Origin of the sequence: Exiguobacterium sp. Leaf196 (assembly GCF_001423965.1) — a bacterium.
Classification (GTDB): Bacteria; Bacillota; Bacilli; order Exiguobacteriales; family Exiguobacteriaceae; genus Exiguobacterium_A.
Genome location: NZ_LMPV01000007.1, coordinates 46451 through 72234 on the forward strand (window position 1 = coordinate 46451; position 25784 = coordinate 72234).

General features: G+C 46.2%; 27 protein-coding genes, 1 other RNA gene and 1 pseudogene. 2 read left to right on the plus strand and 27 right to left on the minus strand.

The features are described from left to right. Nucleotides 1-505 precede the first annotated feature (505 nt). The 14 genes and pseudogenes from ASG02_RS09545 to ASG02_RS09615 form a co-directional block, all read right to left on the minus strand. A complete protein-coding gene (locus tag ASG02_RS09545; protein WP_035405956.1) occupies nt 506-1186 on the minus strand; it encodes a hypothetical protein in 681 nt (226 codons plus the stop codon). 84 nt (nt 1187-1270) lie between these two features. Then, entirely contained in the window at nt 1271-2089 is an 819-nt protein-coding gene (locus ASG02_RS09550; protein WP_056062891.1) for a DUF2785 domain-containing protein, read from the minus strand. 59 nt (nt 2090-2148) lie between these two features. Continuing rightward, on the minus strand, nt 2149-3066 hold the full coding sequence (locus tag ASG02_RS09555) for a proline dehydrogenase family protein (RefSeq protein WP_035405952.1): 918 nt from the start codon (nt 3064-3066) through the stop codon (nt 2149-2151). 84 nt (nt 3067-3150) lie between these two features. Next, a complete protein-coding gene (locus ASG02_RS09560) occupies nt 3151-3825 on the minus strand; it encodes a TVP38/TMEM64 family protein (protein WP_056062894.1) in 675 nt (224 codons plus the stop codon). Further along, complete coding sequence (locus ASG02_RS09565) at nt 3822-4481, minus strand: hemolysin III family protein (protein ID WP_056063369.1); 660 nt, start codon at nt 4479-4481, stop codon at nt 3822-3824. The genes ASG02_RS09560 and ASG02_RS09565 overlap by 4 nt, the downstream gene beginning before the upstream one ends. A gap of 228 nt (nt 4482-4709) precedes the next feature. Further along, nucleotides 4710-5325, minus strand: a pseudogene (gene hisIE, locus ASG02_RS15820) (bifunctional phosphoribosyl-AMP cyclohydrolase/phosphoribosyl-ATP diphosphatase HisIE). Continuing rightward, nucleotides 5322-6071 (minus strand): imidazole glycerol phosphate synthase subunit HisF, encoded by a 750-nt coding sequence (hisF, locus tag ASG02_RS09580; RefSeq protein WP_023469183.1) that lies wholly within the window; start codon nt 6069-6071, stop codon nt 5322-5324. The pseudogene hisIE and the gene hisF overlap by 4 nt, the downstream one beginning before the upstream one ends. Then, nucleotides 6065-6769 (minus strand): 1-(5-phosphoribosyl)-5-[(5-phosphoribosylamino)methylideneamino]imidazole-4-carboxamide isomerase, encoded by a 705-nt coding sequence (gene hisA / locus ASG02_RS09585; RefSeq protein ID WP_035396350.1) that lies wholly within the window; start codon nt 6767-6769, stop codon nt 6065-6067. The genes hisF and hisA overlap by 7 nt, the downstream gene beginning before the upstream one ends. Continuing rightward, on the minus strand, nt 6742-7329 hold the full coding sequence (gene hisH / locus ASG02_RS09590; protein WP_029342451.1) for an imidazole glycerol phosphate synthase subunit HisH: 588 nt from the start codon (nt 7327-7329) through the stop codon (nt 6742-6744). Before hisH ends, hisA begins: the two co-directional genes overlap by 28 nt. After that, on the minus strand, nt 7326-7907 hold the full coding sequence (gene hisB / locus ASG02_RS09595; protein ID WP_035396348.1) for an imidazoleglycerol-phosphate dehydratase HisB: 582 nt from the start codon (nt 7905-7907) through the stop codon (nt 7326-7328). The genes hisH and hisB overlap by 4 nt, the downstream gene beginning before the upstream one ends. Continuing rightward, nucleotides 7880-8851, minus strand: a complete 972-nt coding sequence (locus ASG02_RS09600; protein WP_056062897.1) for a histidinol-phosphate transaminase — start codon at nt 8849-8851, stop codon at nt 7880-7882. The genes hisB and ASG02_RS09600 overlap by 28 nt, the downstream gene beginning before the upstream one ends. After that, nucleotides 8851-10068 (minus strand): histidinol dehydrogenase, encoded by a 1218-nt coding sequence (gene hisD / locus ASG02_RS09605; protein ID WP_056062900.1) that lies wholly within the window; start codon nt 10066-10068, stop codon nt 8851-8853. Before hisD ends, ASG02_RS09600 begins: the two co-directional genes overlap by 1 nt. Then, the gene (gene hisG, locus ASG02_RS09610) at nt 10065-10676 is read right to left on the minus strand and encodes an ATP phosphoribosyltransferase (RefSeq protein WP_023469189.1); all 612 of its coding nucleotides are present in this window, start codon (nt 10674-10676) and stop codon (nt 10065-10067) included. Before hisG ends, hisD begins: the two co-directional genes overlap by 4 nt. Beyond that, the gene (locus ASG02_RS09615) at nt 10677-11498 is read right to left on the minus strand and encodes an ATP phosphoribosyltransferase regulatory subunit (protein ID WP_056062903.1); all 822 of its coding nucleotides are present in this window, start codon (nt 11496-11498) and stop codon (nt 10677-10679) included. A 122-nt stretch (nt 11499-11620) separates the two neighbouring features. On the opposite strand from ASG02_RS09615, the gene hisJ reads away from it, so the two are divergent. Then, on the plus strand, nt 11621-12415 hold the full coding sequence (gene hisJ / locus ASG02_RS09620) for a histidinol-phosphatase HisJ (RefSeq protein WP_056062905.1): 795 nt from the start codon (nt 11621-11623) through the stop codon (nt 12413-12415). A gap of 38 nt (nt 12416-12453) precedes the next feature. Here the strand turns inward: hisJ and ASG02_RS09625 are convergent, their stop codons facing one another. The 3 genes from ASG02_RS09625 to hxlA all read right to left on the minus strand — a co-directional run bounded on the left by ASG02_RS09625 (nt 12454) and on the right by hxlA (nt 14594). After that, a complete protein-coding gene (locus ASG02_RS09625) occupies nt 12454-13224 on the minus strand; it encodes a hypothetical protein (RefSeq protein ID WP_056062908.1) in 771 nt (256 codons plus the stop codon). A gap of 185 nt (nt 13225-13409) precedes the next feature. Beyond that, nucleotides 13410-13958: a 6-phospho-3-hexuloisomerase gene (hxlB, locus tag ASG02_RS09630; protein WP_056062912.1), complete on the minus strand. Its 549-nt coding sequence runs from the start codon at nt 13956-13958 to the stop codon at nt 13410-13412. After that, nucleotides 13959-14594, minus strand: a complete 636-nt coding sequence (gene hxlA / locus ASG02_RS09635) for a 3-hexulose-6-phosphate synthase (protein WP_056062916.1) — start codon at nt 14592-14594, stop codon at nt 13959-13961. A gap of 204 nt (nt 14595-14798) precedes the next feature. Here hxlA and ASG02_RS09640 point away from each other — a divergent pair, with 204 nt between their 5' ends. Continuing rightward, on the plus strand, nt 14799-15164 hold the full coding sequence (locus ASG02_RS09640; protein WP_029342458.1) for a helix-turn-helix domain-containing protein: 366 nt from the start codon (nt 14799-14801) through the stop codon (nt 15162-15164). Nucleotides 15165-15220: 56 nt separating this feature from the next. Here ASG02_RS09640 and ASG02_RS09645 read toward each other — a convergent pair whose 3' ends face one another. From ASG02_RS09645 to rbsC, 10 genes are all read right to left on the minus strand, one after another. Continuing rightward, entirely contained in the window at nt 15221-15730 is a 510-nt protein-coding gene (locus tag ASG02_RS09645) for a GNAT family N-acetyltransferase (RefSeq protein ID WP_056062919.1), read from the minus strand. Between the two features lie 79 nt (nt 15731-15809). Continuing rightward, nucleotides 15810-17828: an RNA-directed DNA polymerase gene (locus ASG02_RS09650; protein WP_056062922.1), complete on the minus strand. Its 2019-nt coding sequence runs from the start codon at nt 17826-17828 to the stop codon at nt 15810-15812. A gap of 172 nt (nt 17829-18000) precedes the next feature. Beyond that, complete coding sequence (locus ASG02_RS09655; protein WP_056062926.1) at nt 18001-19263, minus strand: reverse transcriptase domain-containing protein; 1263 nt, start codon at nt 19261-19263, stop codon at nt 18001-18003. Between the two features lie 99 nt (nt 19264-19362). Continuing rightward, nucleotides 19363-19721: a transfer-messenger RNA gene (gene ssrA / locus ASG02_RS15430) on the minus strand. A 58-nt stretch (nt 19722-19779) separates the two neighbouring features. Next, nucleotides 19780-20250, minus strand: coding sequence for an SsrA-binding protein SmpB (gene smpB / locus ASG02_RS09660; protein ID WP_029342464.1), 471 nt, complete (start codon nt 20248-20250; stop codon nt 19780-19782). A 32-nt stretch (nt 20251-20282) separates the two neighbouring features. Continuing rightward, nucleotides 20283-22643, minus strand: a complete 2361-nt coding sequence (rnr, locus tag ASG02_RS09665) for a ribonuclease R (RefSeq protein WP_056062929.1) — start codon at nt 22641-22643, stop codon at nt 20283-20285. 14 nt (nt 22644-22657) lie between these two features. Further along, nucleotides 22658-23398, minus strand: coding sequence for a carboxylesterase (locus ASG02_RS09670; protein ID WP_023469200.1), 741 nt, complete (start codon nt 23396-23398; stop codon nt 22658-22660). A 101-nt stretch (nt 23399-23499) separates the two neighbouring features. Beyond that, nucleotides 23500-23733 (minus strand): preprotein translocase subunit SecG, encoded by a 234-nt coding sequence (secG, locus tag ASG02_RS09675; protein ID WP_023469201.1) that lies wholly within the window; start codon nt 23731-23733, stop codon nt 23500-23502. A gap of 137 nt (nt 23734-23870) precedes the next feature. Continuing rightward, nucleotides 23871-24788 carry a ribose ABC transporter substrate-binding protein RbsB gene (rbsB, locus tag ASG02_RS09680; protein WP_050678684.1) on the minus strand — a complete coding sequence of 306 codons (918 nt, stop codon included), beginning with the start codon at nt 24786-24788 and terminating at the stop codon, nt 23871-23873. Between the two features lie 27 nt (nt 24789-24815). Continuing rightward, the gene (gene rbsC / locus ASG02_RS09685; protein WP_050678685.1) at nt 24816-25784 is read right to left on the minus strand and encodes a ribose ABC transporter permease; all 969 of its coding nucleotides are present in this window, start codon (nt 25782-25784) and stop codon (nt 24816-24818) included.

Consider the following 25784-nt stretch of genomic DNA (forward strand, 5'->3'; position numbering starts at 1 on the left):
TATTCTGTATACAGGCATTGGGGGACCGTTTATTTCGACATTATCGGGAGAAACGTTTCCAACCACAAACTACTGTCTTCTTAATGATTGGTTTATTTGCTGGGATGGTGTTTCTAGGTAATATCATTTGGCCATGATGCGAAATGAACGATGTAACGCACTATTCACCTCACTGTCTTCTCACCCGCTTTCCTCAGGCGAGACACAAGCCAGTCTTCCTCATCCCTCGGATGACGAATCCGGGTCTTGTTTGTCTCTGACAGCGCGAGATGAAACGTCGCGCTTTTTCCTGTAGGAGTCGGGTGAAGACTTGTGAGGTAAGGTAGCTTAAATGAAATAAACGGTCTCTCACCAGGCGAAGAGACCGTTTTTAGTTGGTTTCATCCAATTTGAGACTGCAAGCCAGATTGTCTTCATCACACTGGTACGGGTAATGAAAAGTGCGAATCGAGATCGTCCACTTAACGAAAATTCGCTTAGTATTTTAAAAAATACTTTTACAGATTTAATCTTCCAAGTCATATTTTAAGCGAGAAAAAGAACGACTCACCTTAAAATTAAAATCAATAAGAGTACTTAAATCGAAGTTCTTTTGTCGATAGATCTCTTTCATGAATTGCAAGAAAATGTAGCGACACGTATATAAATCGTCTCCAGTGTCTTCTCTCATCGAAGCATAATCAATTTCTTCACCTAGCGAATCATACACAATCGTTTCAAACTCTAAATTCGTATGCCACATAAAATCTAAAAATCCTTGTAGGACTGCCTTTTTATACATATCTAGTGGAAAAGTAGCCAAGATTTGATTTTTATAATAAAACTCTACTACTTTTTTTTGATAGAAAAATCGAATGATAAAGTTAGAAGAAATTTCCTCGCTCTCATATTGTAAAAACCAGTTTGATTTTTCAATGTCATATAGTTCACTTGTCGATACACTTTTTATTAAAGAGTGCCAAAACATGTATAGTTCACTTACATGTGCGTCAAAGGGAAGTGGTTCACCATCTATACAAAAAACAACTTTTCCAGAAGGATACCCGTCAGCTCGGCCAAATGCATAATTAAATACATCGTTGTCTTTTAAATCGGTCATATTTATAAACCCTGGGTATTCTTGATTAATATCTAGTTCTTCTTTTTCAGGAGGAAATTTAATGAAACTTTTAATTTCTAAATGCATAATAAAACCACCCTTTCATTTATGATCGTACTTCCCGCCTGAGGAAAGCGAAGATGCCAAGGATATCCCGTATACTATGTATTCTCATCCTCCGTGCGTTCGCTGATGTACCTGTCGCAACCAATCTTCGATCAAGGTGTGACCCGTTCGTTCTTCCCATTTCAGTCGGAAATAGAGTGTCTGTAGCATCTGCTTGATGTTACGATACGTCGTCCATTCCGCATCTCCCCATGTCACGTCACTCTCAATCCACACCTGAATGGTCTGTTCGATTCGTTGTAATAAGACGTCTTCCGACAGTCCATGGTGACAAGCTTGCAACCATGCAGTCACTATCCGGTCTGCTTCTTCATCGATGTAGAGATAATCAGACCGGATCAACTGACGAATCATCGCATCAATCGCTCCGATTTCCTCCTGCGGACGACTCGCTGGATGCGTAAACCAGACCGCATAAACATCGGCGATATGCGCCATGCTATGTGCCCATCCAAACCCGTCAATGAATCCCCGGACATCTCTTTCTTGCTCCAAATAGGTTTGTAAGTAAGTGGACAGCTGATCCAGCTGACTTTGGGTCAATAAGTGTCTTGTTTTATCTATCACTAACAGCTCTGCAAGTGCCAAAGCTGAAAACGATCGCGTCAGAACAGCTGTTGTGTCCGCTGTTCCCATTCTATACATCAACCCATGCCCGCTTAAAATAAAATCGAAAATTCGATTGGTGTCTTCTATCGTAAAGGACTCTGATGCGATATAGGTCGCTAACTGCGGATAGACCAATCCATCCCGCAACTCAGAATCCGTCGAGCCGATATGGAGAAGCAACTCATCGAGTAACGCAGGTGTGACACGCACATCTTGTTGTAACAGTTCTTTTAGCTGTTGTTCCGTTCGAGCCATTTTGTCCTCTCCTTTCTAAATTCAAAAAAGACGATGCAGCGCTGCATCGTCTTTTCTACTTATCCTTTGACCATTCCTTTAAGAACGAAGGCAACGTTTGCCGGTCGTTCTGCTAAACGGCGCATAAAGTAACCATACCAGTCACGTCCATAAGGGACATAGACACGGACTTTATAGCCTTGTTTGACGAGTTCGAGTTGACGCTCAACCCGGATGCCGAATAACATCTGGAATTCGAACTGGTCTTTTTCAATCCCGTTTTCTTTAGCGTAACGGATGATTTGCTCGATCATCGCATCGTCATGTGTTGCGACGGCAGCATAGTTTCCGAGTGATAATTGTAACTTCACGAGCTTGATGTAGTTGTGATCGACGTCTTCTTTTTCTGGGAACGCCACCGTTGCCGGCTCTTTATATGCCCCTTTGACGATCCGGAGATTCGTCTCGAAGCGACCGACGCGTTTGATATCATCTTCCGACCGGTAGAGGTATGACTGGATGACCGTACCGATGTTATCGAAAGATTGGCGCAATTCTTCAAACAGTTGAATCGTTTTTTCACAACGTGGCTCATCTTCCATGTCGATCGTGACGAAGACACCGAGTTCTTTTGCCCGTGTTAAGATCCGTTCCATGTTCGAGCGAATCAAGTCGTCCGAGATATCAAGTCCGAGTGATGTCAGTTTCAACGAGAGTTGCGAGTCTAATTTTTCTTCCGCAATCATCTCAACCGCACGAATACATTCTTGTGTCATCATCTCTGCTTCCGCTACCGTCGAGATGAACTCCCCTAAATGGTCCATCGTGACGCATAATCCTTTTGCGTTCAATTCCTGGATCGCCCGTTTTGATGCTTCCAATGAATCCCCTGCCACGAAGCGACTTGCTCCGAATTTAAGCCCGTATCGCTTGGCGAGACCGTTCAATGTCTTGTTTTGCGATAAGAAGATAAAACCATCCCGTAGTACTTTTTCCATCACTCATGATTCCCCCTAAATAAATGCTAGGCTGTTTTACCGTATCGGTTCACATCTCTGCCTTTATATTATGACATAAAGCGCTTACATACGCTCTTTCTTTTGTTTATTTTTGAGAATCTGTTGTGCGACAAGTCCCACGGCAAAGAATAAGACATACAGACCGATCGCGAGGAAGAACTGCCATGAGAACGGATCACGTAGGCTTGAGCCAATATTGTTGTAAACGAACGCACCGGGAATGATCCCGATGTAGTTGGCGATCGCGAACTGTTTGAAGCGGATTTTCGAGAGACCCGATGCATAGCTGATCGCGTCAAACGGAAACAACGGAATCAACCGGACGATCAAGACGACGAGAAAGCCGTTCGTCGCAATCCGTTCGTCAAGCACGTTCAGCTTTCCTTTGCCAATCAACTTCTCGACCCCACGGCGTCCGAGCAACCGCGCAATCCAAAAGCTGAGCAAGCCACCGGTACCGGCACCAATAACGTCGAGTAGTGTTCCGAGCCACGGACCATACGTATAACCGCCAAAAACGGTCAAAAGACTCGCCGGGAAAAAGACGAGCGGTCGAACGGTATAGGCGAGGACATAAAGCACCATCCCGGTCAGACCTTGATCCCGTACCCAGTCAGATAGTGCCTGAATGTCGAATTGCTCCAGCATTCCAGACATCCGGAAGTACAGGAGCAATCCAAGACCAAACATAAAATACAGCGTGATCGGGAGCCAGTCCCGGAGCCGTAGTTTCTTCATGACATCGTCGCCGGAGCAACGTAATAGAAAATCGACAGGAAGATCAACACACTACCAGCAAGGACGAACAGATGCCAAATCGCGTGGTTATACGGCAAGCGTGCCCAGACGTAGAAGATGACGCCGAGAGAGTACGCGAGTCCACCACCGAGGAGGAGCAAGAAGCCTTGTAACCCGAGTGCTTCATAGATCGGCTTGATCGCAAACAGACAACACCAGCCGAGGATCAGATAAGACGCATTCGAGATCCAGACATATTTACCGGTCGAATAAAGCTTCCAGATGATGCCGAGCGTCCCGACACCCCAGACGATTCCAAGCAACGTCCAACCGAGCGGACCACGGAGCGTGATCAAGGCGAACGGTGTATAACTACCGGCAATCAAGAGGTAGATACCGGCGTGATCTAAAATTTGCAAGACCTTGTTCGCTTTCGTGTGCATCAGTGAATGCATCAAGGTCGAGAACAGATAAAGGAGAATCATCGTTGCCCCGAAGATACTGACAGCGGTGACGTTCCAAGCGCTACCTGATTTCGTCGCCTGCAAAATCAATAGGACAAGCGCGACGATACTGAAAATGACACCCAATCCGTGTGTAATGGCACTGGCGATTTCCTCTTTCAAGGAATCACCTTTTGCGAGCAGCTCTTCGATCGTTTCTTTCGATTGTTGCTTGATCGTTTGCTTAAGTTCTTTTTTTGTAACCAATCGAACACCTACTTTCTGACTGAAAAACATACGACTATGTGTTTGATTATACGCCCTTACGAGACAGCATGCCTATTGAAAGATTCTGTCGATTTGATGACAACCGTCATCTGTTTGTCTTTTCCCATTTCTCTATCAAAAAAATCCACATCGCGTATGCGATATGGATTCTGTTTACCACTGTTCAATATCCGGGCGATCCTTGAACGTCGATTTTGTTCCGTGACGTTCGTTAAGGACGGCTTCGACTTCTTTGAAGGAGACACCACGCTCAGCGAGCAAGACCGTTAAGTGATACAACAAGTCTGCTGTCTCTTCTGCTAACGTATCGTTACCGGCGAGGACGACTTCAAATGCCTCTTCGCCGAATTTCTTCGCGATCTTCTCATACCCAGAAGCGATCAAATAGTTCGTATAAGATTCTGCTTCCTTGGCGTCAATCTTCGCTTTGACGGTCTGTTCCAGTTCGTATAACATCGGGCACCTCCACTTCTGTATAGAAACAACTGCGATTTCCGGTATGACATGTCGGACCGTTCGCTTTGACTGCAATCAAGAGACTATCCTGATCACAGTCGATCCACATCCGTTTGAGTTCAAGCGTGTTCCCGCTCGTCTCACCCTTCGTCCAAAGACGATTCTTCGTCCGTGAGAAGAAGGTGACAAGACCAGTCGCAAGCGTCTTATCATAGGCGGCTTGGTCCATGAAGCCGACCATCAAGACATCGTTCGTCTGCTCGTCGACGACAACGGCAGCGACGAGTCCTTTTGAAAAATTCAATGTCGTCATCGGACTTCGACTCCCCGTTCTTTGAGGTAAGCTTTCGTTTCCGGCATTGTGTACGTCGCTTCATGGAAGATCGAAGCAGCTAAGGCTGCATCAGCTCCTGCTTCCAACCCTTCCGCTAAGTGATCGAGTGTTCCAACTCCACCGGAAGCAATGATCGGTACGTTGACGACTTCACGCAGACGACGGATCAAGGCGAGATCATAGCCGTCCTTTGTGCCGTCAGCGTCCATCGACGTGACGAGTAACTCGCCGGCACCAAGCGCGACGGCTTCCTGTGCCCACTCGATTGCGTCACGTCCGACCGGTTGTGTGCCACCATGTGAGAAGACACCCCATGAGTCGCCTGTCTGCTTCGCATCGATCGCGACGACCGTTGCTTGGACACCGAACAGGCGGCTGACTTCTTGAATCAGTTGTGGATTTTGAAGCGCCGACGAGTTGAGCGAAACTTTGTCAGCACCGGCACGAATCAACCGTTTTGCGTCTTCAATCGTCTTGATTCCGCCACCAACCGTAAATGGCATGTAGATGACTTCTGCGACGCGTTCGACGATATCAAGCATCGTTTCGCGTCCTTCTTGGGTTGCTGAGATATCGAGCAGGACGAGTTCGTCCGCCCCTTGCTCGTAATAGTATTTCGCGACGGCGACCGGGTCACCAAGATCACGTAAGTTCTGGAATTTAACCCCTTTGACGACACGACCTTCCTTGACGTCAAGACAGGGAATGATTCGTTTCATCAACATACGCGTAACACCTCTTTTAAGGCGAGTGATCCGTCGAGCAATGCCCGACCGACGACTGCTCCGTCCATCCCAATTTCTTTCAGACGCGCGACGTCGTCAACTGTCGTCACACCACCGGAAGCAATCAATTCGACCCCTTCCCGTTTCAACCGATCGAGTCCATCAACGTCCGGTCCCATCATCATTCCGTCACGCGAAATGTCCGTATACAGGAACGTCTTGATGCCTTTACCGATCAAGTGCGTCATTGCCTCTTCGAGCGTCCAACCGCTCGCTTCGAGCCAACCACGTGTCTGGACGATGCCTTCTTTTGCATCTAACGCAACAGCCAGTTTATCACCAGCGAGGGCAATCATCTGCTCGAGTAACGCTTCATCCTCGAGAGCGACCGTGCCGACGAGAATCCGATCGATTCCGGCACCGACGTATGCTTCGACGGTTTCGATGTTACGGACACCACCACCCGCTTCCACGAACAAACCGGTCTCCTTTTTGATGTCGGCAATCAAGCTCAAGTGCAACGGTTCGCCGGCTTTCGCGCCATCAAGATCGATCAAGTGGATCGCTGTCGCCCCATCTTCCTTGAAGCGCTTCGCAATCGTCAACGCATCACCGAAGAATGTCTGTTGGTCAAAATCTCCTTGCTTCAGGCGTACGGCCTGTCCGCTCATTAAATCGATTGCTGGGTAGAGTTGCATGTCGTCTCTCTCCATTCCTTCAGTAGTTTCAGTCCGACTTCGCCACTCTTCTCTGGGTGGAACTGCATCCCGGTGACTTGTCCTTTTTGAACAATCGCTGGAACAAGACGTCCGTATTCAACCGCGTCGACGATCCATTCTGGGTCACAAACAGCGCCGTACGAGTGGACGAAATAGACCGCTTCGCCGTGGTTCGTCAGCTGGTGCCAACCCATGTGCGGCAAGCGGACGTCGCTCGGTAGTTTTTCGATCGTTCCCGGTAAGATCCCGAGACCTTCCGTCAGTCCATCTTCGTCACTCGATTCAAAGAGCAGTTGCATCCCGAGGCAAATCCCAAGAAACGGTTTCTTTTCCGCTTGTTCTTTTAAGAAGTCGACGAGTCCCGTTTCCTTCAGGCGCTCCATTGCCGGTGCATAAGCACCGACACCCGGTAAGACGAGTGCTTCCGCTTGGTCGAGCAACTCCGTGTCACTCGTGACGATGACTGCTTCGCCGAGCTCCTTTAACGCCCGCTCGACATTCGCGATATTCCCGACGCCATAATCGACGATTGCTATCATTGATCAATCAACCCTTTCGTAGACGGTACGCCTTCGCTCGTCACGGCGACTGCCTGACGGACGGCTCGACCGAGTGCTTTGAACAACCCTTCGATCATGTGGTGTGTGTTCGAGCCATATAAGACTTCGGCATGAATCGTCATCCGGGCACTCCGTGATAAGCCTTGGAAGAACTCTTCTGCGAGTTCCGTATCAAAGTCACCGAGCTTCGGATTCTTGAAACTAGCACGGAAGACCGTGAACGGACGACCGCTGAAATCGAGCACGACCGACGCGAGTGTCTCATCCATCGGTACACGCGATTCGCCGTAGCGTTCAATCCCGGCTTTATCGCCGAGCGCTTCCGTCAACGCTGCCCCGAGGACGATCGCTGTATCTTCGACCGTGTGGTGCGCATCGATCCACGTATCACCTTTTGCTGTCACCTTCAGACCGATCCGGGCCTGAAAGGCAAATAACGTCAACATATGATCAAAGAACCCGACACCGGTCTTGATTTCAACCGGACCTCCTGCGAGATCGACCTCAACCTTGATGTCTGATTCTGCACTTACTCGTTCGCTTGCGCCACGCCGCATCGTAATTCCTCCTCTACACACGTTTCTAATACTTGCATCGCTTCTGGTGATCCACAACTGACACGGAATGCCTGGTCAAACAAGCGGATCCGTAATCCAGCGTCAGCACAACGCTGCGTAAAGCGTTCGGCTTCCGGATACTCGACATAGACGAAGTTCGCTGCACTCGGATACGTCTTGCCGATTGGCGCGAGAATCCGCTCGATCGTTTCGCGACTCACATACGTTTCTTCTAAGACCCGATCGAGTTCCGGTTCTGCCATGATAGCGATGCCGACAGCTGCTGATAGACCAGAGACGTTGTACGGTGATTTAATCTGTTCGATTTCTTCGATGATTTGTTCGCTCGCGATGACAAAACCAAGTCGAAGCGATGCGAGTCCGAACGCTTTTGAGAGCGTCCGTAAGATGATCGCTTTCGGATATTCCTCGAGTAAATGAAGCATCGACTGTTCGAGCGCGAAGTCGATGTACGCCTCATCGATAACGACGTATTTGCCACTGTCGAGCAAACGACGGATGTCCGCTTCCTTCCGGAGGACACCAGACGGATTGTGCGGGTGACTCAAGAAGATGATCTCACCGGGTGCTGCGATCAATCCGTCGACGTCAAGCGCCATCTTGTCGAGTAGCGGTACCCGTTCGAACGGTGCCCGTGCCCGGTCAGCGTAGAACTGGTACATGACGAAGTCCGGTTCCGAGGCGATGACCGGCATCCCGGGTCCGCCGTAGCAAGCACATAAGTAGCCGATCAGCTCATCCGAGCCGTTCCCGGCGACGAGTTGCGTTGGACGGACACCGGCGTACGTCGCGTACGATGCCTTAACTTGATCGATGATTTCGACAGGATATTCATTTAAAGGGAACGTTGCGATCAATTCTTGAATCGCTTCGATCCCAACTGGACTGTGGGTCGTGAATCGTTCGTTTTGGTGTAATCGCATTAGTCTTCCCTCACTTCGATGGCTTGTGCGTGTGCTTCGAGTCCTTCGACCCGGGCAACGGTTTTCGCTGCGTTCGCGAGACGTTGTACGCCTGCGCGAGTGGCTTCGAGCATCGTCTGGTGACGCAAAAACGTCCGCGCTGATAATCCAGACGCAAAACGGGCTGTCCCGGATGTCGGTAAGACGTGGTTTGTTCCAGCGACGTAATCGCCAAGCGTTTCCGGTGTTTCGTGACCGAGGAAAATCATCCCGGCGTGACGGATTGATTTGACGACCTCTTGCGGATTGGCAACGGCAAGTTCCAAGTGTTCCGCTGCGAGGCGATTCGCTTCTTCGATTGCTGTTTCGAGTGGAGCGACGAAGACGCCACCGTTTTCCATCGCGCGACGGGCAATCTCTTGACGCGGCAATTGCTGTAAGCGTCGCTCGATCTCCGTATCCACCGCTTGTTTCATCTCTTCCGTTGGCACGAAGGCGATCGCAACAGCGTCACGGTCGTGTTCAGCTTGCGCAAGTAAGTCGGCTGCGATCCGGTCCGGATGCGCCGTTTCGTCCGCGATGACGACGACTTCCGATGGACCGGCGACCGAGTCGATGCCAACGATGCCGTAGACTTGGCGTTTTGCTTCAGCGACGAAGCGGTTCCCGGGTCCGACGATCAAATCGACGGCTTGGATGCTTTCTGTTCCGAATGTCAGCGCAGCGACCGCTTGTGCTCCACCAATCGTATAGATTTCTGTCACACCAGCGATCCGTGCTGCAACGAGGACCTCATCACTTAAGTTCGTCATCGGTGTCACCATGACGACGCGTTCGACTCCGGCAACTTTCGCTGGAATCGCGTTCATCAAGACCGTCGATGGATAACTTGCTGCACCACCCGGTACGTAGATCCCGACCGAATCAACGGGAACGAACCGTTGGCGTCGTGTCACGTCTGCTTCGACGAGTTCGATGTCGGACGGCAGTTCCTGTTCATGCCATTCGACGAGTCGTGTCGCCATCAACTTCAACGAGTCGATCAAGTTGGCGTCTGCCTGTTCGAAGGCTTGCGCGATCCGTGTTTCACTAAGACGGAAATCTTCGAGATCGACCTGATCGAATTGCTTCGTATAATCGCGGACAGCAGCGTCACCGTCTGTTGCGATGCGTTCGAGGATCGCGCGGACCGCGAGCTCCGTGTCGCGATCGATGCTGAAAGGTTTTGTCGGTGTCATGATCGTGTCACTCCTTCTGTCAATTGCTCGAGCAAGCGGATGACTTCAACCCGCTTCCGTTTTAACGTCCATTCGCTCGTAAAGAATCGAGCGCTGATATCGATGATTTTTTCGTATTCATTTAGTCCGTTTGCCCGTAACGTCTCACCTGTCTCGACGATATCGACGATTGCGTCAGCAAGTCCGAGTAACGGTGCTAACTCGACGGAACCGTTCAGCGGTACGATGTCGACGTCGACACCGAGTTCGCTGAAGTAGCGTTTTGCGATGACCGGATATTTCGTCGCAATCCGGACGCGACGTCCACCTTCGAATTGTAGCGGTTCCTTCGCGCAGACCGACATCCGGCAGACGCCGAACGGTAATTCTGCGAGTTCCGATAGCTCTTGATCCGATTCGAGTAAGATGTCACTGCCGGTGATTGCAACATCGAGAACTCCTTGAGCGACGTACGGGATCAAGTCCGATCCTTTCATGAAGACGAATTCGTGCTCGCCCCGTTTGACGATTAGTTCGCGTTCAATGGCTCCCCATGTCTCGACGCCAGCTTCTTTTAGATAACGTTCTGTCGCTTTCGACAGCCGTCCTTTCGTAATTCCGATTCGCATTTAGAGCACCTCCGCCAACCGTTCGACCGAGAATCCGATGCCGAACGCCTGTTGTTCTTGTCCGAATTGTTCATAAAGCCGGTCGTAGCGTCCACCGACGAGGATGGGTTCCGTCACACCTTCGATGAAACCGTGGATCGTGATCCCGTCGTAATACGTCTGTAAGCCCATTTGACCGAAGTCGAGATCGGCATTGACGGCTTCCGCGAGATCAAGCACGGCATTAAGTCGTGTCTCATCGACGTATGGTAGGATCGTCTCTGCCCCTTCACGTCCGAATAATAAAGGAAGTTTTGCGAGTAAGGCATCATCGAGTTGACCTGCGATTCGCTTCAATTCGATGACGTTACGTAAACGGAGCATCTGCGTCACTTGGTCGCGTAAGTGGTGATCACCGACACGCGTCTCGATCAAATGCTCGATCAAACCGGCATCACCGATTGAGAGTGTGACTTCTTTTCCTGTCAGTTCCTCGACGAGTCGGACCGCAAGTTGAATTGCTTCGACTTCTGCGATTTGTCCCCGTTCTTCGAACCCGACCTGGAACTTCTCTTCCGGTTGAAAGACGGAGCCACTGTAGAAGACACGTTTATATTGTTCGCGACCGCGTTCGCTGAGTGCACGCGCGACACTAGTCGTAAAATCCATCCGAATCTGTTCCCGTCCACCGATTTCCTCAATTAAGGGGGTGATTAATCGGGTATAGTTAGATTGTTCGAGTCCATCTTCGAGCTGACGAATGACCTGCTGAAGCCGCGTTGCCGAGGCACCGACGTAATCCGTCGCTCCATCCTTGAGTCGAATCGTAGAAAATGATTGCATACTCCCACTCCTTTATCTTATTATCACTGTACCACGCTAAATTATTTAACGATAAGATACCGCGTTTCGGGCACATTGTCAATCGCTTTGCTTGCCAATTCTAAAAAATCGGAGGGTTTATCATGCAATTATTGAAATGGGACGGTCACGTCCACAGTCCATATTGTCCACACGGTACGAAGGATCCACTCGAAGCCTACATCGAGCGTGCGTTAGAGCAAGGCTTAGAACGGATCAGCTTCACGGAACATGCCCCTTTACCTGAAGGTGTGACGGATCCTGCGCCAGATAACGATTCCGGGATGTCGTTCGCGACAGCCGATGCCTACCTGAAGGAATTGACACAACTCCGCGAGACATACAAGAATCAGATTGATATCCGGATCGGAATGGAGTTCGACTACTGGGAAGGGCATGTCGACGGTACGCGTGACATCATCGCCCGCTATGCTGATGTCTTGACCGACGGCATTCTCTCACTGCATTACTTATACATCGATGATCAGTATTACGGCGTCGACTTTAGCAAGGAAAGCTTCGGTGAGATTGTCACGAAACTTGGGAGCGTCACCGCTGTTCACGAACGCTATTATGAAGGCATCCAAGCCCTCGTCATGACGGACCTCGGTGCACATCAACCGAAGCGGCTCGGTCACTTGACGTTACCGACGAAGTTCATCCAAGCCTATCCGCTCGAATCGAATCCGTCGAACCTCGACGACACGTTACGAAAGATCCGTCAGGCGAACTTCACACTCGACGTCAACACGGCTGGACTCCGGAAGCCGTTATGCGGTCTTTCCTATCCTTACCCGGAACTCTTGCAAGTCACGCAGTCGTTATCGATTCCGCTCGTCTATGGATCAGATGCCCACCTCGCAAAAGATGTCGGTGCTGATTTCGATTTCAAATGGTAAACAAAAATCCGGATGCCGCAGCGTCCGGATTTTTTTGTTTAGGAATACGGAAAATCAGCAGCGTCGACAGGAGCAATCGATCGTGCTAATTTTTTTAATTGTTTTAGCGATACGTTACCGGACAGGAGGACGATTTGATTGTCCTCGACGTAATAAAGGTTCGTTCTCCCTTGTTTCTGCTGGAAGTAAGCTGTCTGTCCGTTCGCAAGCGTCGTTTCCTTCCAGTCCTCGCCTTGAACGTCTTGCTTCGGAACGACGGTTAGCAGAATCGTTTGGGACTTCGTGTGGAAGAACCAGATGCTATCGTCCCCATTAGGAGTCGAACTACTCATAATCGCTTGGAATGTCGAGAACGGTAAATTCAAGCCGCGAGCAGAACTACTCTTCTTAATGTTTTGAACGTCGTCATATAAGACGCCTCCTAACATCCAGTTCTTCTCTTGCTTGGTATACTCTAGTACAGCAAGACGATCTGCTCCTTTTGGGTAATGCAGCGTTACGTAAGCATGATTTCCGACAACGATACTGCTCCAGATATCGCGTTCAGTCGGGTACGCTTTTGTTCCATCTTTAAAGTAAAACGTCACATGACGACGGAAATCCGCTTCAAACAAATCCTGTTCTGAAAAGTCCTTCGCTTTAATTCGTTGTACGATGGCATCGGGATTATTTACATCTTCAGCAGTATTATCCTCAATCCAGTGTGATTTAAGCTGATTCACTGGTGGACTTTGGTCTGGTTCCGTACAACCGGTCAAAATACTTGTAACTAATAAAGCACTGATCAAACCAATCCGTTGAAATCGCATGACAATCTCCTTTTCCTCTTTTTTCCTTTCTTTGAGTATCGCACGAAGCGGGAGTAAGTCTTTAAGAAAGTTACGAAAAGAGGGAAAGGAGAATTTCTGATTAATACGTATACATACATAAAATATCTACAGAAAAAACAGACTAGCCCTCTTCAATTGAAGAGAACTAATCTGTTTCGTATGTTTCATTCTAAGTTGGCATGTTTCCCGTACATCGTTTGCGAATCAAGCTGCTTATCTTCCATGATTTGCAGAATCAAGCCATCATAGAACAACAACATCGTCTGTTCGAACAACGATCCCATCGGTTGAACCGTCTCGTCCGCTGATGCCGTATGGTCTTTTGGAACTCCAGGCAATTGGACGACCAAGTCGGCTAATCGCGCTAACGTTGACGTCGGATTGATTGTGACGACGGCAACCGTTCCACCGAGTTGCTGTGCTTTCTCGACGATTGGAATCAGCGTTTTTGTCTCACCCGATCCGGAACCGACGATTAACAAGTCACCCTCACGTAAGTTCGCCGTGACTGTCTCGCCGACGACATAAGCATCGAGTCCCATGTGCATCAGCCGCATGACGAACGCTTTCCCCATCAAGCCGGAGCGACCAGCTCCTGCGAGAAAGATCCGATTCGCTTGAAGAACAGCGTCTGCCAGTTTTTTCGTCTCCGTCGCATCGATCGCTTCAACTGTCGAAGTCAGTTCATCGATAATCGTTTGAATGTGTGTCATTTACGCCTCTTGCAGCATCCGGTGCATCGTTGACGCTGTTTCTTGTTTATCGTCTTGCCCCGTGATCCCACCACCGACGATGATCAAATCAGGACGTGCAGCGATGACTTCCGGTAACGTCTCCATCTTGATGCCACCCGCAACAGCTGTTTTTGCATTTGTCACAACTGACTTGATCGTTGCGAGATCTTCGAACGAGTTTTGACCGACTGCTTGGAGATCGTACCCTGTGTGGACACAGATGTAGTCGACGCCTAACGCATCAAGTTCTTTCGCACGTGTTGCGATATCTTTAACGGCAATCATGTCGACGAGAATCTGTTTGCCTGATTTTTTCGCTTCTTCGACTGCTCCTTGGATTGACATGTCTTCGGCTGCCCCAAGGATCGTCACGATGTCGGCACCATGTGCGACAGCTTGACTGACTTCGTAGCCAGCAGCATCCATGATTTTCAAGTCAGCAAGGACCGTTAAGTTCGGGAACGCTTCTTTCATTTCTTTGACGGCGCGGAGCCCCTCGTTGATGACGACCGGTGTGCCGATCTCAACGATATCTAGATTGTCTTCCCCGATTTCTTTGACTAAAGCGATTGCCCCTGCTGTATCGACTAAATCAATTGCGAGTTGTAATTTCATTTTGTATCTCTCCCATTCTTCTCTGTATTGTCGTACCTGACACTTCCTTCAAACGTTCATGAAGGAACAGGACTAAATATAATCCGCAGGAGCATTCTTGAGAAGTACGCACTTTTAATTTACATAGTGCGGTTTTTCATACATAGTGCGGAAAAGTATACTGTCGACTGGAAGAAAGACTATACTGGAGCAGGAGGTGGAACGATGCCACATTTTGAAGATCGTCAGTTTAACTGTGAGAAGGAATTGACCCTCTCGATCATCGGGGGAAAATGGAAGATGCTCATTCTTTGGCACTTAGGTAAGGAAGGCACGAAACGCTTCGGGGAACTGAAAAGTCTGATGCCCGGGATCACGCAACGGATGCTCGTCAATCAACTGCGCGAACTCGAAGACCACCACATCATTCACCGGGAAGTTTATCCGGTCGTACCACCGAAGGTCGAATATTCGTTGACACCGCACGGTCATAGCTTAATGCCGATTTTAGATGCGATGTATGACTGGGGTAAGGATTATGCGAAAAATGTTCTGGAGATCGACTTCGAACAACAAAAAATATCACCATAAAAAAGATGCTCGCGGTCTCGTCTCTTTTTAGAGATAAGTCCACTGAGCATCTTTTTTTAGGATTCTTCTATTGTATAGATTTTTGACATCGCCAGTTCATCGACGTATTCGCCATCGATGAAGAGTGACGCGATGCGAGTTCCTTCGATGTTGAAACCAAACTTATGATAGAGCTCGATTGCCCGCAAGTTATCCTTGCGAACCGTCAACTCAAGTCGGATAAGTCCTGCTTCAATCGCAAAGGCATCGACTGCTTCAAGTAGTCCTGCACCAAGACCACGACCCGTATAGGCATCGAGCAAGCCAATGACGAGGTTCGCGCGGTGACGAATCCGACTCGGTTCACCACCGACGACAAGCACGTACCCGACGAGTTGTTCATCGACATCCACAACGAAGATGTCCGAGTTCGCAGCCTGACCAAACTTCTCGATGAACGCCTCCGCCTGTTCCGTTGAAAGGACACGTTCCTCTGGCTCATACAACATATATTTCGTTTCCCGATCAATTCGTCGCATTAAGTCCGATAAAGCTTTCCCGTCCATCAAAGTGGCTCGTCGTATCATAGGTGTCAACTCCGTTTTTGAAAAAATTTATTTACCAGTTTAAATAATATACTAGACTACAAACGCTCTATTAAAGTAATTATCTAGAAATTTGTAATTGACTTAAAATACCTGGATTAAAGATAGTTCTATCCTTAGTAAAATAATGATAAATAGAATAATAATTATCTTTAACAAAATCCCACTCTATAAAATGCTTATCTTTATTTAGAATAAATTCTAATATTAATTTTTGTGATAAATCTACAGATTTTAAGTTATCTCTACTTGCATTTTCTAAATTTTCAATATTTTTCTTAAGTTGTAACTTTATTTCTCGCTTAACTATTTGATTAATTCCTGAATACGAATAAAAAATGAGAATAAACCATATTTTTTCATCTTGAAATAAGTCATTCCAGTTAGTTTTTGATAAATTATCTCGAATAATCTTATTTACTTTTGTATTTATTTTTCTAGTGTTTTTAATACTATTATAGTAAAGACATAAACCTGCAATTAAAATTGGATTTTCTTCTTGTAATATTTCAAATGTTATCAAATCAATTCTTTTTACAGTAAATTGAATATTATAAATAGCACTAAATACTAATAAGTCTATCCAATCATTTTTATAATTACTAAAAATACTTGTATCAAATCTTTCGTAACATTTTTCTACACTTTCCTTAATATCTAAATTGAATTTATCTTTTAAAAGCGTTAATGTTCTGATTAACTTTTGAGTTGAAGTATATGTAACGTCTTTTGAATAGACAAAGAATAACATTAAAACCAGTTCGTTGGTATTAATATTTAATTTGTTCTTTATATCATTCGATCTTTCAATTATGTTTAATATTACGCTTAACACGTATGATGATGTTAAAGTAACTTCTTTTGTATTTTCAAGCAAAATTAAAAATCTATTCCTTAAATCGTTATACTTTACACGCTTATTTTCAATGAAAAAGTTAGCTTTTATCCATTGATTAATTTGCTTCGAATTCTCCTCAGTCAATCCTAGATCAGATATATCTTTATAAAGATTATCAAAACTAAAATCGTCGTCTTTTTTTTCTATAATTATTTTCTCAATCAATGGTGTAAAGTCTTGTGTTTCATAAATCCATTTGTTAAAGCTAAATGAATTATTATATTGCTTAAACTTTTTATCGTTTACTTTTAAATGAAATTGGTTAAGAATAGTAGAAATCTCATTTGAAATAATTTTTTCTACCTCGTTGTTATCCGTAAATATAAAATAATCGTCTACAAATCGAAAAATTTTGTAATCTACCTCATTTATGATGTTTTTCGAAAAAAGTCTTTCTATTATTCTTTCGTCTATATGTACTAATAAAAATTCTGCGAGTAGTCTCATCATCTCTGGACCAACTAATATGCCGTTAGTTTTTGAACCATTCAAGTTCTGTAAAAAAGAGTCTATTCCTTTATATACAGAATACGTCTTCCCTAATTTTTTTGAATCATAAGTTTTTTTACTTATCAACCATTTGAACGAATGTGTATAAATACTTGGAAAACAATCCTGAATATCAATAGATAAAAGCTTACTAAATTTATCCTGATAAAAAGAGAATATATTACTATTATAAAAATCAGTTATTTTTTTAAAGGGTTTATGATTAAAATATGAACCGCTAGATTCTAAACTAAGAAGTAATTGTTTTTTTTCAAGATCGTTAGTATAAAATACTTTTTGATTCTTAACCTTTTTATAAAATAAACTGTTTACTTTTTGTGGTTTGCGAACAGAAAAAGATTTTTTATTATGTATAATATTTAATATATCTTTTTCAAAACACTCCATAAAAATTAAAGACTCTAGAGAACCTAGTGGGTTCATTATTGAGATTTCTCTAAACAAGTTATTTTTCTTTTTAACTTTAAATTTTAACGGGGCTGAATGCCATTTAGAATCAAATATCTCTTTATCTGCTTTTATACTTTTTACTATCTTATTTACTATTTTTCTATTTTCTAATACATACTCATAAAAATACTTGTTCGTAAAAAAATTTCCTTTTTCAAAAGGAAGTAAATCTGAAATTAGATAATCTTCTTTTTGTCTGTTAAATGTATTTTTTCTAGACATGGTTTATTGACCCCTTAATAAGAAAATGATATCTTGTTTTTACACAATATCAAACTGGTTTCTAAGGCTTAGAGTTTTATTAGCTCTTTACTTTTGGGCTGGTTTAAAAATGATTCGGTAGGTCAATATACTACACGCTTAACACAAGTTTGTAGTTTGACCTGCTGATGATTTACTTATACTGAATTAAAAATTCTTTTGCTAATGTTTCATATGATTTATTTATTGTGTTTACTTTATAAATTTCCTCCATACATTTTTGAAGTTTTTCATACTTCCATCCTAAATTAGGATGCATAAGGATAGTTCTGTTTTTGTAGAAATTTGCTAAATATCTTTTATTTTTTAATTTATTTCTTATACATAGTGGAACCACAATTCTATTTCTCCCAAACGATACTCCTACATATCTTTCAAAGAAAGTAAAAGTATTTTTTGTGATTATTTCACTGTCTGAATTTCCATCCATAAATCTTTTCAACTCTTTATAACTATCACTTATCCCTCTAACTTGCCATCTAGAAACAGTGCTATTTTTTGAGGATCCATAGTAGACGACTCTTTTAAATAAAGCATCAATTTTAAAATCTAAAATTTTCACTGCTTCTGCATCTTGAACTCCAGAAATATAATCTTCGATATACTCATCAATTTTTAGTTGATATTTTCGGATCTTAGAATTAGCAATTCCAAATTTAAATTTTTTTCCTTGCTCTCTTAAAAAATGATATCCTAAATATTCAAAATCAATTTTTCCATTAAAACTTTTTTTATAGGATTTTGTTTTATGTTGACTTAACTTCACATTTTCCCCAAAGATATCCTTAAGTATTTTTGATACTTCATTTTTTATTTTAAGTTCATCAATTTCCTCATCAAAAATTATTATTCCATCGTCTACGTACCTTGCATAATAAATACAGTGTTTTTCAAATTTCTCTTTAATTTTCATATCAAAATAATGTCCTAATACTTCCATCATTGAGTTATGAAGTCCTATTCCTGGAATCATTTCTTTTTGATTTTTAATATAAACTTCAAAAAAATTTTTTTCATGAGAATGTAAGTTTATAAAATCACATACATATTTAAGTACTTTTTTTAAGTCAATATTATAGAAAAATTTTTCTATATCAAATTTAAAAATAGTGTAGGTATGGTACACATGAAGATTTGGCATAATGTTCATTAATTCACTCATAATAGAAGATCTATTAGGGAATTTTAGTTTGGCATATCTGTTTAAATATTCTTTGTAGTAATCTAATACGATCCTTAAATTTTTTTCTACTTCATTGTTATTAATTACATCTCTACCTTTAACATTTTTAATTTCATACTCTATATTTTGATTAAAATTGGATATTATTTTTTCTACTTCCTCCATTTCAACACTGTGTAATTCAGTTAAATTTTGATAAATTCTGCTCCGCATAGATTTAACCTCCAGGAAACTATTGATAATTTTATAGTAACAAAAAACACCATTATCCAAAATGGATAATGGTGTTTTTTAAATTCTTGCAATTTCAGGGTATGGAGACGGTGGGAGTCGAACCCACGTCCGAAGGCATCGTATACTTAAGCTTCTACGTGTGTAGTCAATTTATTGGGATCTCGTCGTCAGGCTGCCAATTGACAGGCGTCCGTCCGACCAGTCTGATTCCATCTCTTCTCTTTCCCTCCAGACGGAAGGGTCCAAGCGTAGCCTGTTTAAAGTGAGACCCTAGAAATCAGCCGACCAGGCGACAGCTGCTAGGATCCGCAGTTGCTATTACGCTGCTGCGAGTTGTGTGTTAGTTTTGCCAGTTATGGCTGGTGCGTTTTAACGAGGCCGACCCCTCGACACGCCACAGAAGACCGAACTACCCCCGTCGAATCCGTAACGTCCCCAAGATAATAAATTGGGGCTTTCCGAATACTAATATTCTAGCAGAAAAGTGTTACGGGTTCAATACTTTTGCTTATCGCGTAGTGCCCGGTCGATATCACGCTTCGCATCTTTCTTCTTCAGGTCGTCACGTTTATCGAATTTCTTCTTCCCGCGTCCAAGTCCAATCAAGCATTTTGCGTAGCCGTTCTTGATGTAGACCTTCAGCGGTACGATCGTATAACCGTCCCGTGAGACCGCACCGATCAAGTTCGCGATCTGTTTCTTGTGCAGCAACAGCTTCCGCGGACGGAGCTGCTCATGATTGTAACGGTTCCCCTGTTCGAAGTGGGCGATGTTCGAGTTCCAGAGAATCGCTTCTCCCCCGTCGAACCGGACGAACGCGTCCCCGATGCTGATTTTTCCTTTACGGACCGATTTGATTTCCGTTCCCGTCAAGACGAGACCGGCTTCAATCGTATCCTCGATCGCATAATCGAACGAGGCCCGTTTGTTGTTCGCTAAGACTTTCGAATCTGTTCCCTTTGGCATGTTCGTTCACCACATTTCCGATGCGGAAGCGCTTATTTGCGCTTCCGTTTCTTATTCGAGACCGCCTTATGGAACGGCGGTTTATCTTTTTTGTCTTTCAGTGCGAAGCCTTTGCCTTTCGACTGGTCCTTCGACTTGCCTGGACGTTTTGACTTGCCGCGACGGTCGTCTTTCTTCTTGTCATCACGTTTTTGTCCCGGACGTCCACCGCTTGAGCGGATCGTCTTCGACTCAAATCGTTTCTTCGGTTGCCGTTCTGGCATCCCGACGACGCTGAAGTCGATCGTCCGTTCATCGATGTTGACGTTCGTGACCTTGATTTCGACGACATCCCCGATCCGGAACTGTTGCTTCGTCCGCTCACCGATTAGCTGATAGTTCGCTTCATCGTAGCGGTAGAAGTCATCCGTCATCGCTTGGATGTGAACGAGTCCTTCAATCGTGTTCGGCAATTCGACGAACATTCCAAAGTTCGTCACACCGCTGACGACACCTTCAAACGTCTCACCGATGTGTTGCTCCATATACTCGGCTTTCTTCAACGCGTTCGTTTCCCTCTCCGCATCAACGGCGCGACGCTCGCGTTTTGACGAATGATCGGCGATTTCCGGTAAAATCTCCGAATAACGGTCTTGCGTCTTTTGTGATTTATCGTTGTAGATGACATATTCACGCAACAGACGGTGAACCATTAAGTCCGGATAACGACGAATCGGTGACGTGAAGTGCGTGTAGTAGTCCGTCGACAGACCGAAGTGACCAATCGGTTCGATGTCGTATTTCGCTTGTTGGAGCGAACGGAGCATAACCGTACTGACGACGGCTTCTTCCGGCTCGCCTTCAACAGCGTTGAGGATCGATTGCAATGTCTTCGGTGCGACTGACTCACCCTTGCGTTCGACGTTGATCCCGAAGTTACCGATGAACTTGAAGAACGTATCGAGACGTTCAGCTTTTGGCTCATCGTGAATCCGGTACATGAACGGTAGTTTTTGACGCTGAATGTGCTCCGCGACCGTTTCGTTCGCTGCAAGCATGAACTCTTCAATCAGTTTCTCAGCGACCGACCGTTCCCGGAGAATGATCTCACTCGTCTTGCCTTCTTCGTTGACGAGAACCTTCGCTTCTGGGAAGTCAAAGTTGATCGCTCCACGACGCGAGCGGCGTTCACGGAGGATTGCTGCGAGTTCCGCCATCTTGTCAAAGTACTCGACGAGATCCTGGTACTTCGCGATCACTTCTTCGTCTTCGCGTTCGATGATTTTCCGAACGTCCGTGTACGTCATCCGTTCCGCCGTCTTGATGACACTCTGGAAGATTTCATGGTTGACGACAGCACCGTTCGCATCGATTTCCATGATACAGCTGAGCGTCAGGCGATCGACATGCGGGTTGAGCGAACAGATCCCGTTCGATAGACGGTGCGGGATCATCGGAATGACACGGTCGACGAGATAAACACTCGTTCCGCGCTCACGCGCTTCTTCGTCGAGTGCAGAATCTTCTTTGACGTAATGCGAGACGTCGGCGATGTGGACACCAAGCTCGAAGTTGCCGTTCGCTAACTTCTTGACGTGAACCGCATCATCAAGGTCTTTTGCATCCGCCCCGTCAATCGTCACCGTCAATTCGTTTCGTAGATCAACGCGTCCGACTAAATCCTTCTCATCGATCTGATCCGGAACGGCATTCGCCTCAGCGATCGCTTCCGGTGAGAAGTCGACGTTAATCCCGTGCTTATGGACGATCGACAAGATATCGACGCCTGGGTCATTTTTGTGACCGATGATTTTCAAGACTTTTGCCGTTCCGGCGTAGCGACCGTCGGGATACTTCGTGATCCGGGCGAGGACTTTATGGCCATCGACGGCACCGAGTGTATCGTCGTTCGCGACGACCGGTAAGAACGTCAGCTTCGTATCATCCGGTTCGATATAAGCGATCGATTCGATCCGTCCTTTTGGACTGACGAACGTGCCGACGAAATCAGCTGGTCCGCGTGAAAGAATCTTGAGCAGTTTCCCTTCACGACGGTCGCCGCCGTTTGACTCGGCAAACACTTTGACGAGGACACGGTCGCCGTTATAGACGTTCTTTAGTTCCGGTGCCGGTAAGAAGATGTCGCCTTCTGAGCCGTCTTCCGGTGAGACGAAGCCGAAACCGCGTTGGTGGACGGAAATCTTCCCTGCGACTTGACCGATCTGCGCGAGCGTTCCGTACTTGTTCGAGCGTGTCCGGGCGATCAACGCTTCGTCTTCCATGGCGTTTAGCGTCCGGATCAATTCCTTGAATGCTTCCGTATCCGCTAGTTCTAGTTTTTTCGTTAATTGATCAATCGACAACGGACGTTCTTCCGTCGTGATGACCGTTAGTATTCGTTCACGTAATTCCAACGTGACACCTCCAGTTACTTGCTCCAGTTCAATGACTCCAGGAAGTCCAAGATGTCAGAGTGGAGCTGGTCTTTTTCTTTGTCGAGCGTAATGACGTGACCTGAGTTCTCATACCAGATCAGCTCTTTTTGGAAGGCACTGACTCCATCATGAATGATGTTCGCAGAGTCGGTGTTGATCATGTGATCGTTGCGTGCTTGGACGACGAGCGTCGGTGCGTAGACGTCCTCAAGCGAATCGCGTGTCTCACGCAGCAGTTCCTGCAAGTCCTTCAAGGTCGGCATCGGTTCGAAGGACGCCATCTCGTGGTCGATCTCTTCTTGCGATTTGCCTTCTCGCTTCTTGAATTCTCGTGCGTACTCGGTGACTCCTGCATACATGACTTCTTCACTTTTGATGTAGGCGGGTGCACACATCGGGATGACCGCTTTGACCGGACGGTTCATCGATAACTTCAGCGACATGACACCACCGAGCGATAGTCCGCAAACGGCGATTTCGTCATAGCCTTTATCGACGAGTTCCTGATATCCGGCAAGGACATCCTGCCACCAGTCGGCTGGCCCGGTCTTCGTCAGCTCTTCGGGTGGGGCAGCGTGCCCTTTATATTGTGGTGCAAGGGACGTATAGCCCTGTTTTTGCAAGTAGCGACCGAGGATGCGGACATCCGCGCTCGATCCCGTGAATCCGTGTAATAGTAAAACGGCACGTGGGCCGGCTTCGAAAAAGAATGGTTTTGGTAAAGTGATTTTCATAAAATGATTCCCCCTCTAACTCTATACCCCATATCCGGAAAAAATGAATATCGAGAAATACAAAAAACGACAGCGCGATCATACGGCTGTCGTTTCAATGCTCACTTATAAAAAGCGACGAGTAACGCCAAGATGAAGAGTAATGCTCCTAAGATAGACGCCACACGATTTAGGACCGCATCCAAGCCACGAGCTTTTTGGCGACCAAATAATTGTTCTGCTCCACCCGTCAATGCTCCGAGTCCGGTCGTACGACCCGACATCAATAGAACGACGATGATGAGAAGAACGGAAACGACGATGAGGCCGACAAGAGCCACGTTATGAATGATCATCGATGATCCTCCTTCAGTAATATACGCTTCTTTCATTATAGAGAAAAACAAGTACGGGAACAAGGAATAGATTTAGGAACTTTTTCCTGCCTGATGAAAAGAGACACCTGAATCGTCGACTCAGGTGTCCTGTCTTCTTATTGTTTGATCAATTCGAGATCGACTGGGATGTTTTTCTCGACTTTGTCGCCTTTTAAGTGCTTGATGGCTGTCTCGACACCCATCTTCCCGATTTCAGTCGGTTTTTGAGCGATCGTTCCTGCCATTTTTCCGTCTTTGACGGCTTTGACGGCATCATCTGTTGCATCGAAGCCGATGACTTTAACATCGTTGAGACCCGCTGCTTTTAATGCTTCAACCGCACCGAGTGCCATTTCATCATTGTGCGCGAAGACGGCTTTGATGTCTTTGTTGTTTTGGAGGATGTTCTCCATGACCGACAAGCCTTTTGCCCGGTCGAAGTTTGCTGCTTGTTTTGCGACGACGTCAAGTTTACCGTCGACTGCTTCATGGAACCCTTTACCACGGTCGCGTGTTGCGGATGCTCCTGGAATTCCTTCGAGCTCCACGACTTTTGCTTTATCGCCGACGAGTTCGATCATGAACTCACCTGCTTGTTTCCCACCCGCGACGTTATCGGACGCGATGTGTGCGACGACGTCGCCTGCTTCTGCGTTCCGGTCAACTGTGATGACTGGGATGTTTGCATCGTTCGCTGTTTGGACGGCTGCACCGACTGCTGCTGAATCCGTTGGGTTGATCAAAATGAGATCGACTTTCTTTTGAACCATGTCTTCGATGTCGCTTGCTTGTTTTGCTGCATCATCTTGTGCATCGGCGACTTGAAGTGTTGCGCCTTGTGCTTTTGCTTCTTGTTCTGCCCCTTCTTTTAACGAGACGAAGAATGGGTTGTTGAGGGTTGAAATTGAAAGACCAATCTTGAAGTCCTTCGTCTTCTTCTTCGTTTCACCGTTGCTGCTGCCCGGCTGTTCCGTCGAACAGGCTGCTGCGAAGACCATTAATGCCATCATGACGACTGCAAGTAGTTTTTTCATCGGTAAATCCTCCTTTTAGAATGTGGGTTATGCTGCTTGTTTCCGGTCCGCGAGTACCGCGAACAAAATGACTAAACCTTTGACGACGAGTTGGAAGAACGAGGAGACACCAAGCAAGTTGAGTCCATTGTTCAGTGTTCCGATGATCAAGGCACCAATCAAGGTACCGACAATCCAGCCACGACCACCTGACAGGCTCGTCCCACCGAGGACGACCGCTGCGATGGCGTCGAGTTCGTACGATGTCCCCGCCGTCGGCTGTGCCGAGTTCAGACGGGACGTCAGGATGATACCGGCAAGTGCTGCCATCAAGCCTGAGAGTGAGTAGATCATGATTTTGACTTTATTGACTTGGATCCCCATCAACTTCGCTGCTTCTTCGTTACCACCGATCGCATACGTATAACGACCGAACGTCGTCTTCTTCAAGATGAAGTAGAGGACCGCGAAGGCGATCAACATCGTCAGAACCGGTACTGGGAAGATCCAGAAGTAACCGCGTCCGAACAATTCGAACCAGCCACCTTGGCTCAGACCAGTGATCGGTTTCCCGTCCGTATAGACGAGCGTCAAGCCCCGGAAGATCGTCATCGTCGCAAGTGTCGCGATGAACGGTGCGACTTTTCCGAGTGAAATGACCATCCCGTTCAAGGCACCCATGACAGCGCCGACGATCAATCCAGCCAGAACAGCAATCAACGCTGACGTTCCATCCGTCATCAGACCGGCGACGAAGGCGGACGAGAGGGCGAGAATCGAGCCGACCGATAAATCAATCCCACCCGTCAGAATGACGAACGTCATCCCGAAGGCAATCAAGGCATTGATCGAGACTTGCCGTAAGATGTTAAATAAATTATTCAGTGTTAAAAAGTCCGGTTCCATGATTGAGACGACGAGGACGATCGCAAACAATCCTGCGAGTGGTCCAAGCTTTTGTCCGATCCCAAGACGTCTCGGTTTTGCTTCCGTTACCTTGCCTTGCATCAATTCCAT

What these genes read in the sequence shown, in the direction of transcription:
- hisJ (WP_056062905.1), top strand. Translation starts at nt 11,621, where the DNA reads ATGCAATTATTGAAATGGGACGGTCACGTCCACAGTCCATATTGTCCA.
- ASG02_RS09640 (WP_029342458.1), top strand. Translation starts at nt 14,799, where the DNA reads ATGCCACATTTTGAAGATCGTCAGTTTAACTGTGAGAAGGAATTGACC.
- smpB (WP_029342464.1), bottom strand. Translation starts at nt 20,250, where the DNA reads ATGCCAAAGGGAACAGATTCGAAAGTCTTAGCGAACAACAAACGGGCC.
- ASG02_RS09645 (WP_056062919.1), bottom strand. Translation starts at nt 15,730, where the DNA reads ATGATACGACGAGCCACTTTGATGGACGGGAAAGCTTTATCGGACTTA.
- ASG02_RS09625 (WP_056062908.1), bottom strand. Translation starts at nt 13,224, where the DNA reads ATGCGATTTCAACGGATTGGTTTGATCAGTGCTTTATTAGTTACAAGT.
- hxlB (WP_056062912.1), bottom strand. Translation starts at nt 13,958, where the DNA reads ATGACACACATTCAAACGATTATCGATGAACTGACTTCGACAGTTGAA.
- rbsC (WP_050678685.1), bottom strand. Translation starts at nt 25,784, where the DNA reads ATGGAATTGATGCAAGGCAAGGTAACGGAAGCAAAACCGAGACGTCTT.
- hisB (WP_035396348.1), bottom strand. Translation starts at nt 7,907, where the DNA reads ATGCGGCGTGGCGCAAGCGAACGAGTAAGTGCAGAATCAGACATCAAG.
- ASG02_RS09545 (WP_035405956.1), bottom strand. Translation starts at nt 1,186, where the DNA reads ATGCATTTAGAAATTAAAAGTTTCATTAAATTTCCTCCTGAAAAAGAA.
- ASG02_RS09600 (WP_056062897.1), bottom strand. Translation starts at nt 8,851, where the DNA reads ATGCGATTACACCAAAACGAACGATTCACGACCCACAGTCCAGTTGGG.
- ASG02_RS09615 (WP_056062903.1), bottom strand. Translation starts at nt 11,498, where the DNA reads ATGCAATCATTTTCTACGATTCGACTCAAGGATGGAGCGACGGATTAC.
- rbsB (WP_050678684.1), bottom strand. Translation starts at nt 24,788, where the DNA reads ATGAAAAAACTACTTGCAGTCGTCATGATGGCATTAATGGTCTTCGCA.
- ASG02_RS09655 (WP_056062926.1), bottom strand. Translation starts at nt 19,263, where the DNA reads ATGCGGAGCAGAATTTATCAAAATTTAACTGAATTACACAGTGTTGAA.
- ASG02_RS09650 (WP_056062922.1), bottom strand. Translation starts at nt 17,828, where the DNA reads ATGTCTAGAAAAAATACATTTAACAGACAAAAAGAAGATTATCTAATT.
- ASG02_RS09550 (WP_056062891.1), bottom strand. Translation starts at nt 2,089, where the DNA reads ATGGCTCGAACGGAACAACAGCTAAAAGAACTGTTACAACAAGATGTG.
- hisH (WP_029342451.1), bottom strand. Translation starts at nt 7,329, where the DNA reads ATGATAGCAATCGTCGATTATGGCGTCGGGAATATCGCGAATGTCGAG.
- hisF (WP_023469183.1), bottom strand. Translation starts at nt 6,071, where the DNA reads ATGTTGATGAAACGAATCATTCCCTGTCTTGACGTCAAGGAAGGTCGT.
- ASG02_RS09560 (WP_056062894.1), bottom strand. Translation starts at nt 3,825, where the DNA reads ATGAAGAAACTACGGCTCCGGGACTGGCTCCCGATCACGCTGTATTTT.
- ASG02_RS09555 (WP_035405952.1), bottom strand. Translation starts at nt 3,066, where the DNA reads ATGGAAAAAGTACTACGGGATGGTTTTATCTTCTTATCGCAAAACAAG.
- secG (WP_023469201.1), bottom strand. Translation starts at nt 23,733, where the DNA reads ATGATCATTCATAACGTGGCTCTTGTCGGCCTCATCGTCGTTTCCGTT.
- ASG02_RS09670 (WP_023469200.1), bottom strand. Translation starts at nt 23,398, where the DNA reads ATGAAAATCACTTTACCAAAACCATTCTTTTTCGAAGCCGGCCCACGT.
- hisG (WP_023469189.1), bottom strand. Translation starts at nt 10,676, where the DNA reads ATGCGAATCGGAATTACGAAAGGACGGCTGTCGAAAGCGACAGAACGT.
- hisD (WP_056062900.1), bottom strand. Translation starts at nt 10,068, where the DNA reads ATGACACCGACAAAACCTTTCAGCATCGATCGCGACACGGAGCTCGCG.
- hisA (WP_035396350.1), bottom strand. Translation starts at nt 6,769, where the DNA reads ATGCAACTCTACCCAGCAATCGATTTAATGAGCGGACAGGCCGTACGC.
- hxlA (WP_056062916.1), bottom strand. Translation starts at nt 14,594, where the DNA reads ATGAAATTACAACTCGCAATTGATTTAGTCGATACAGCAGGGGCAATC.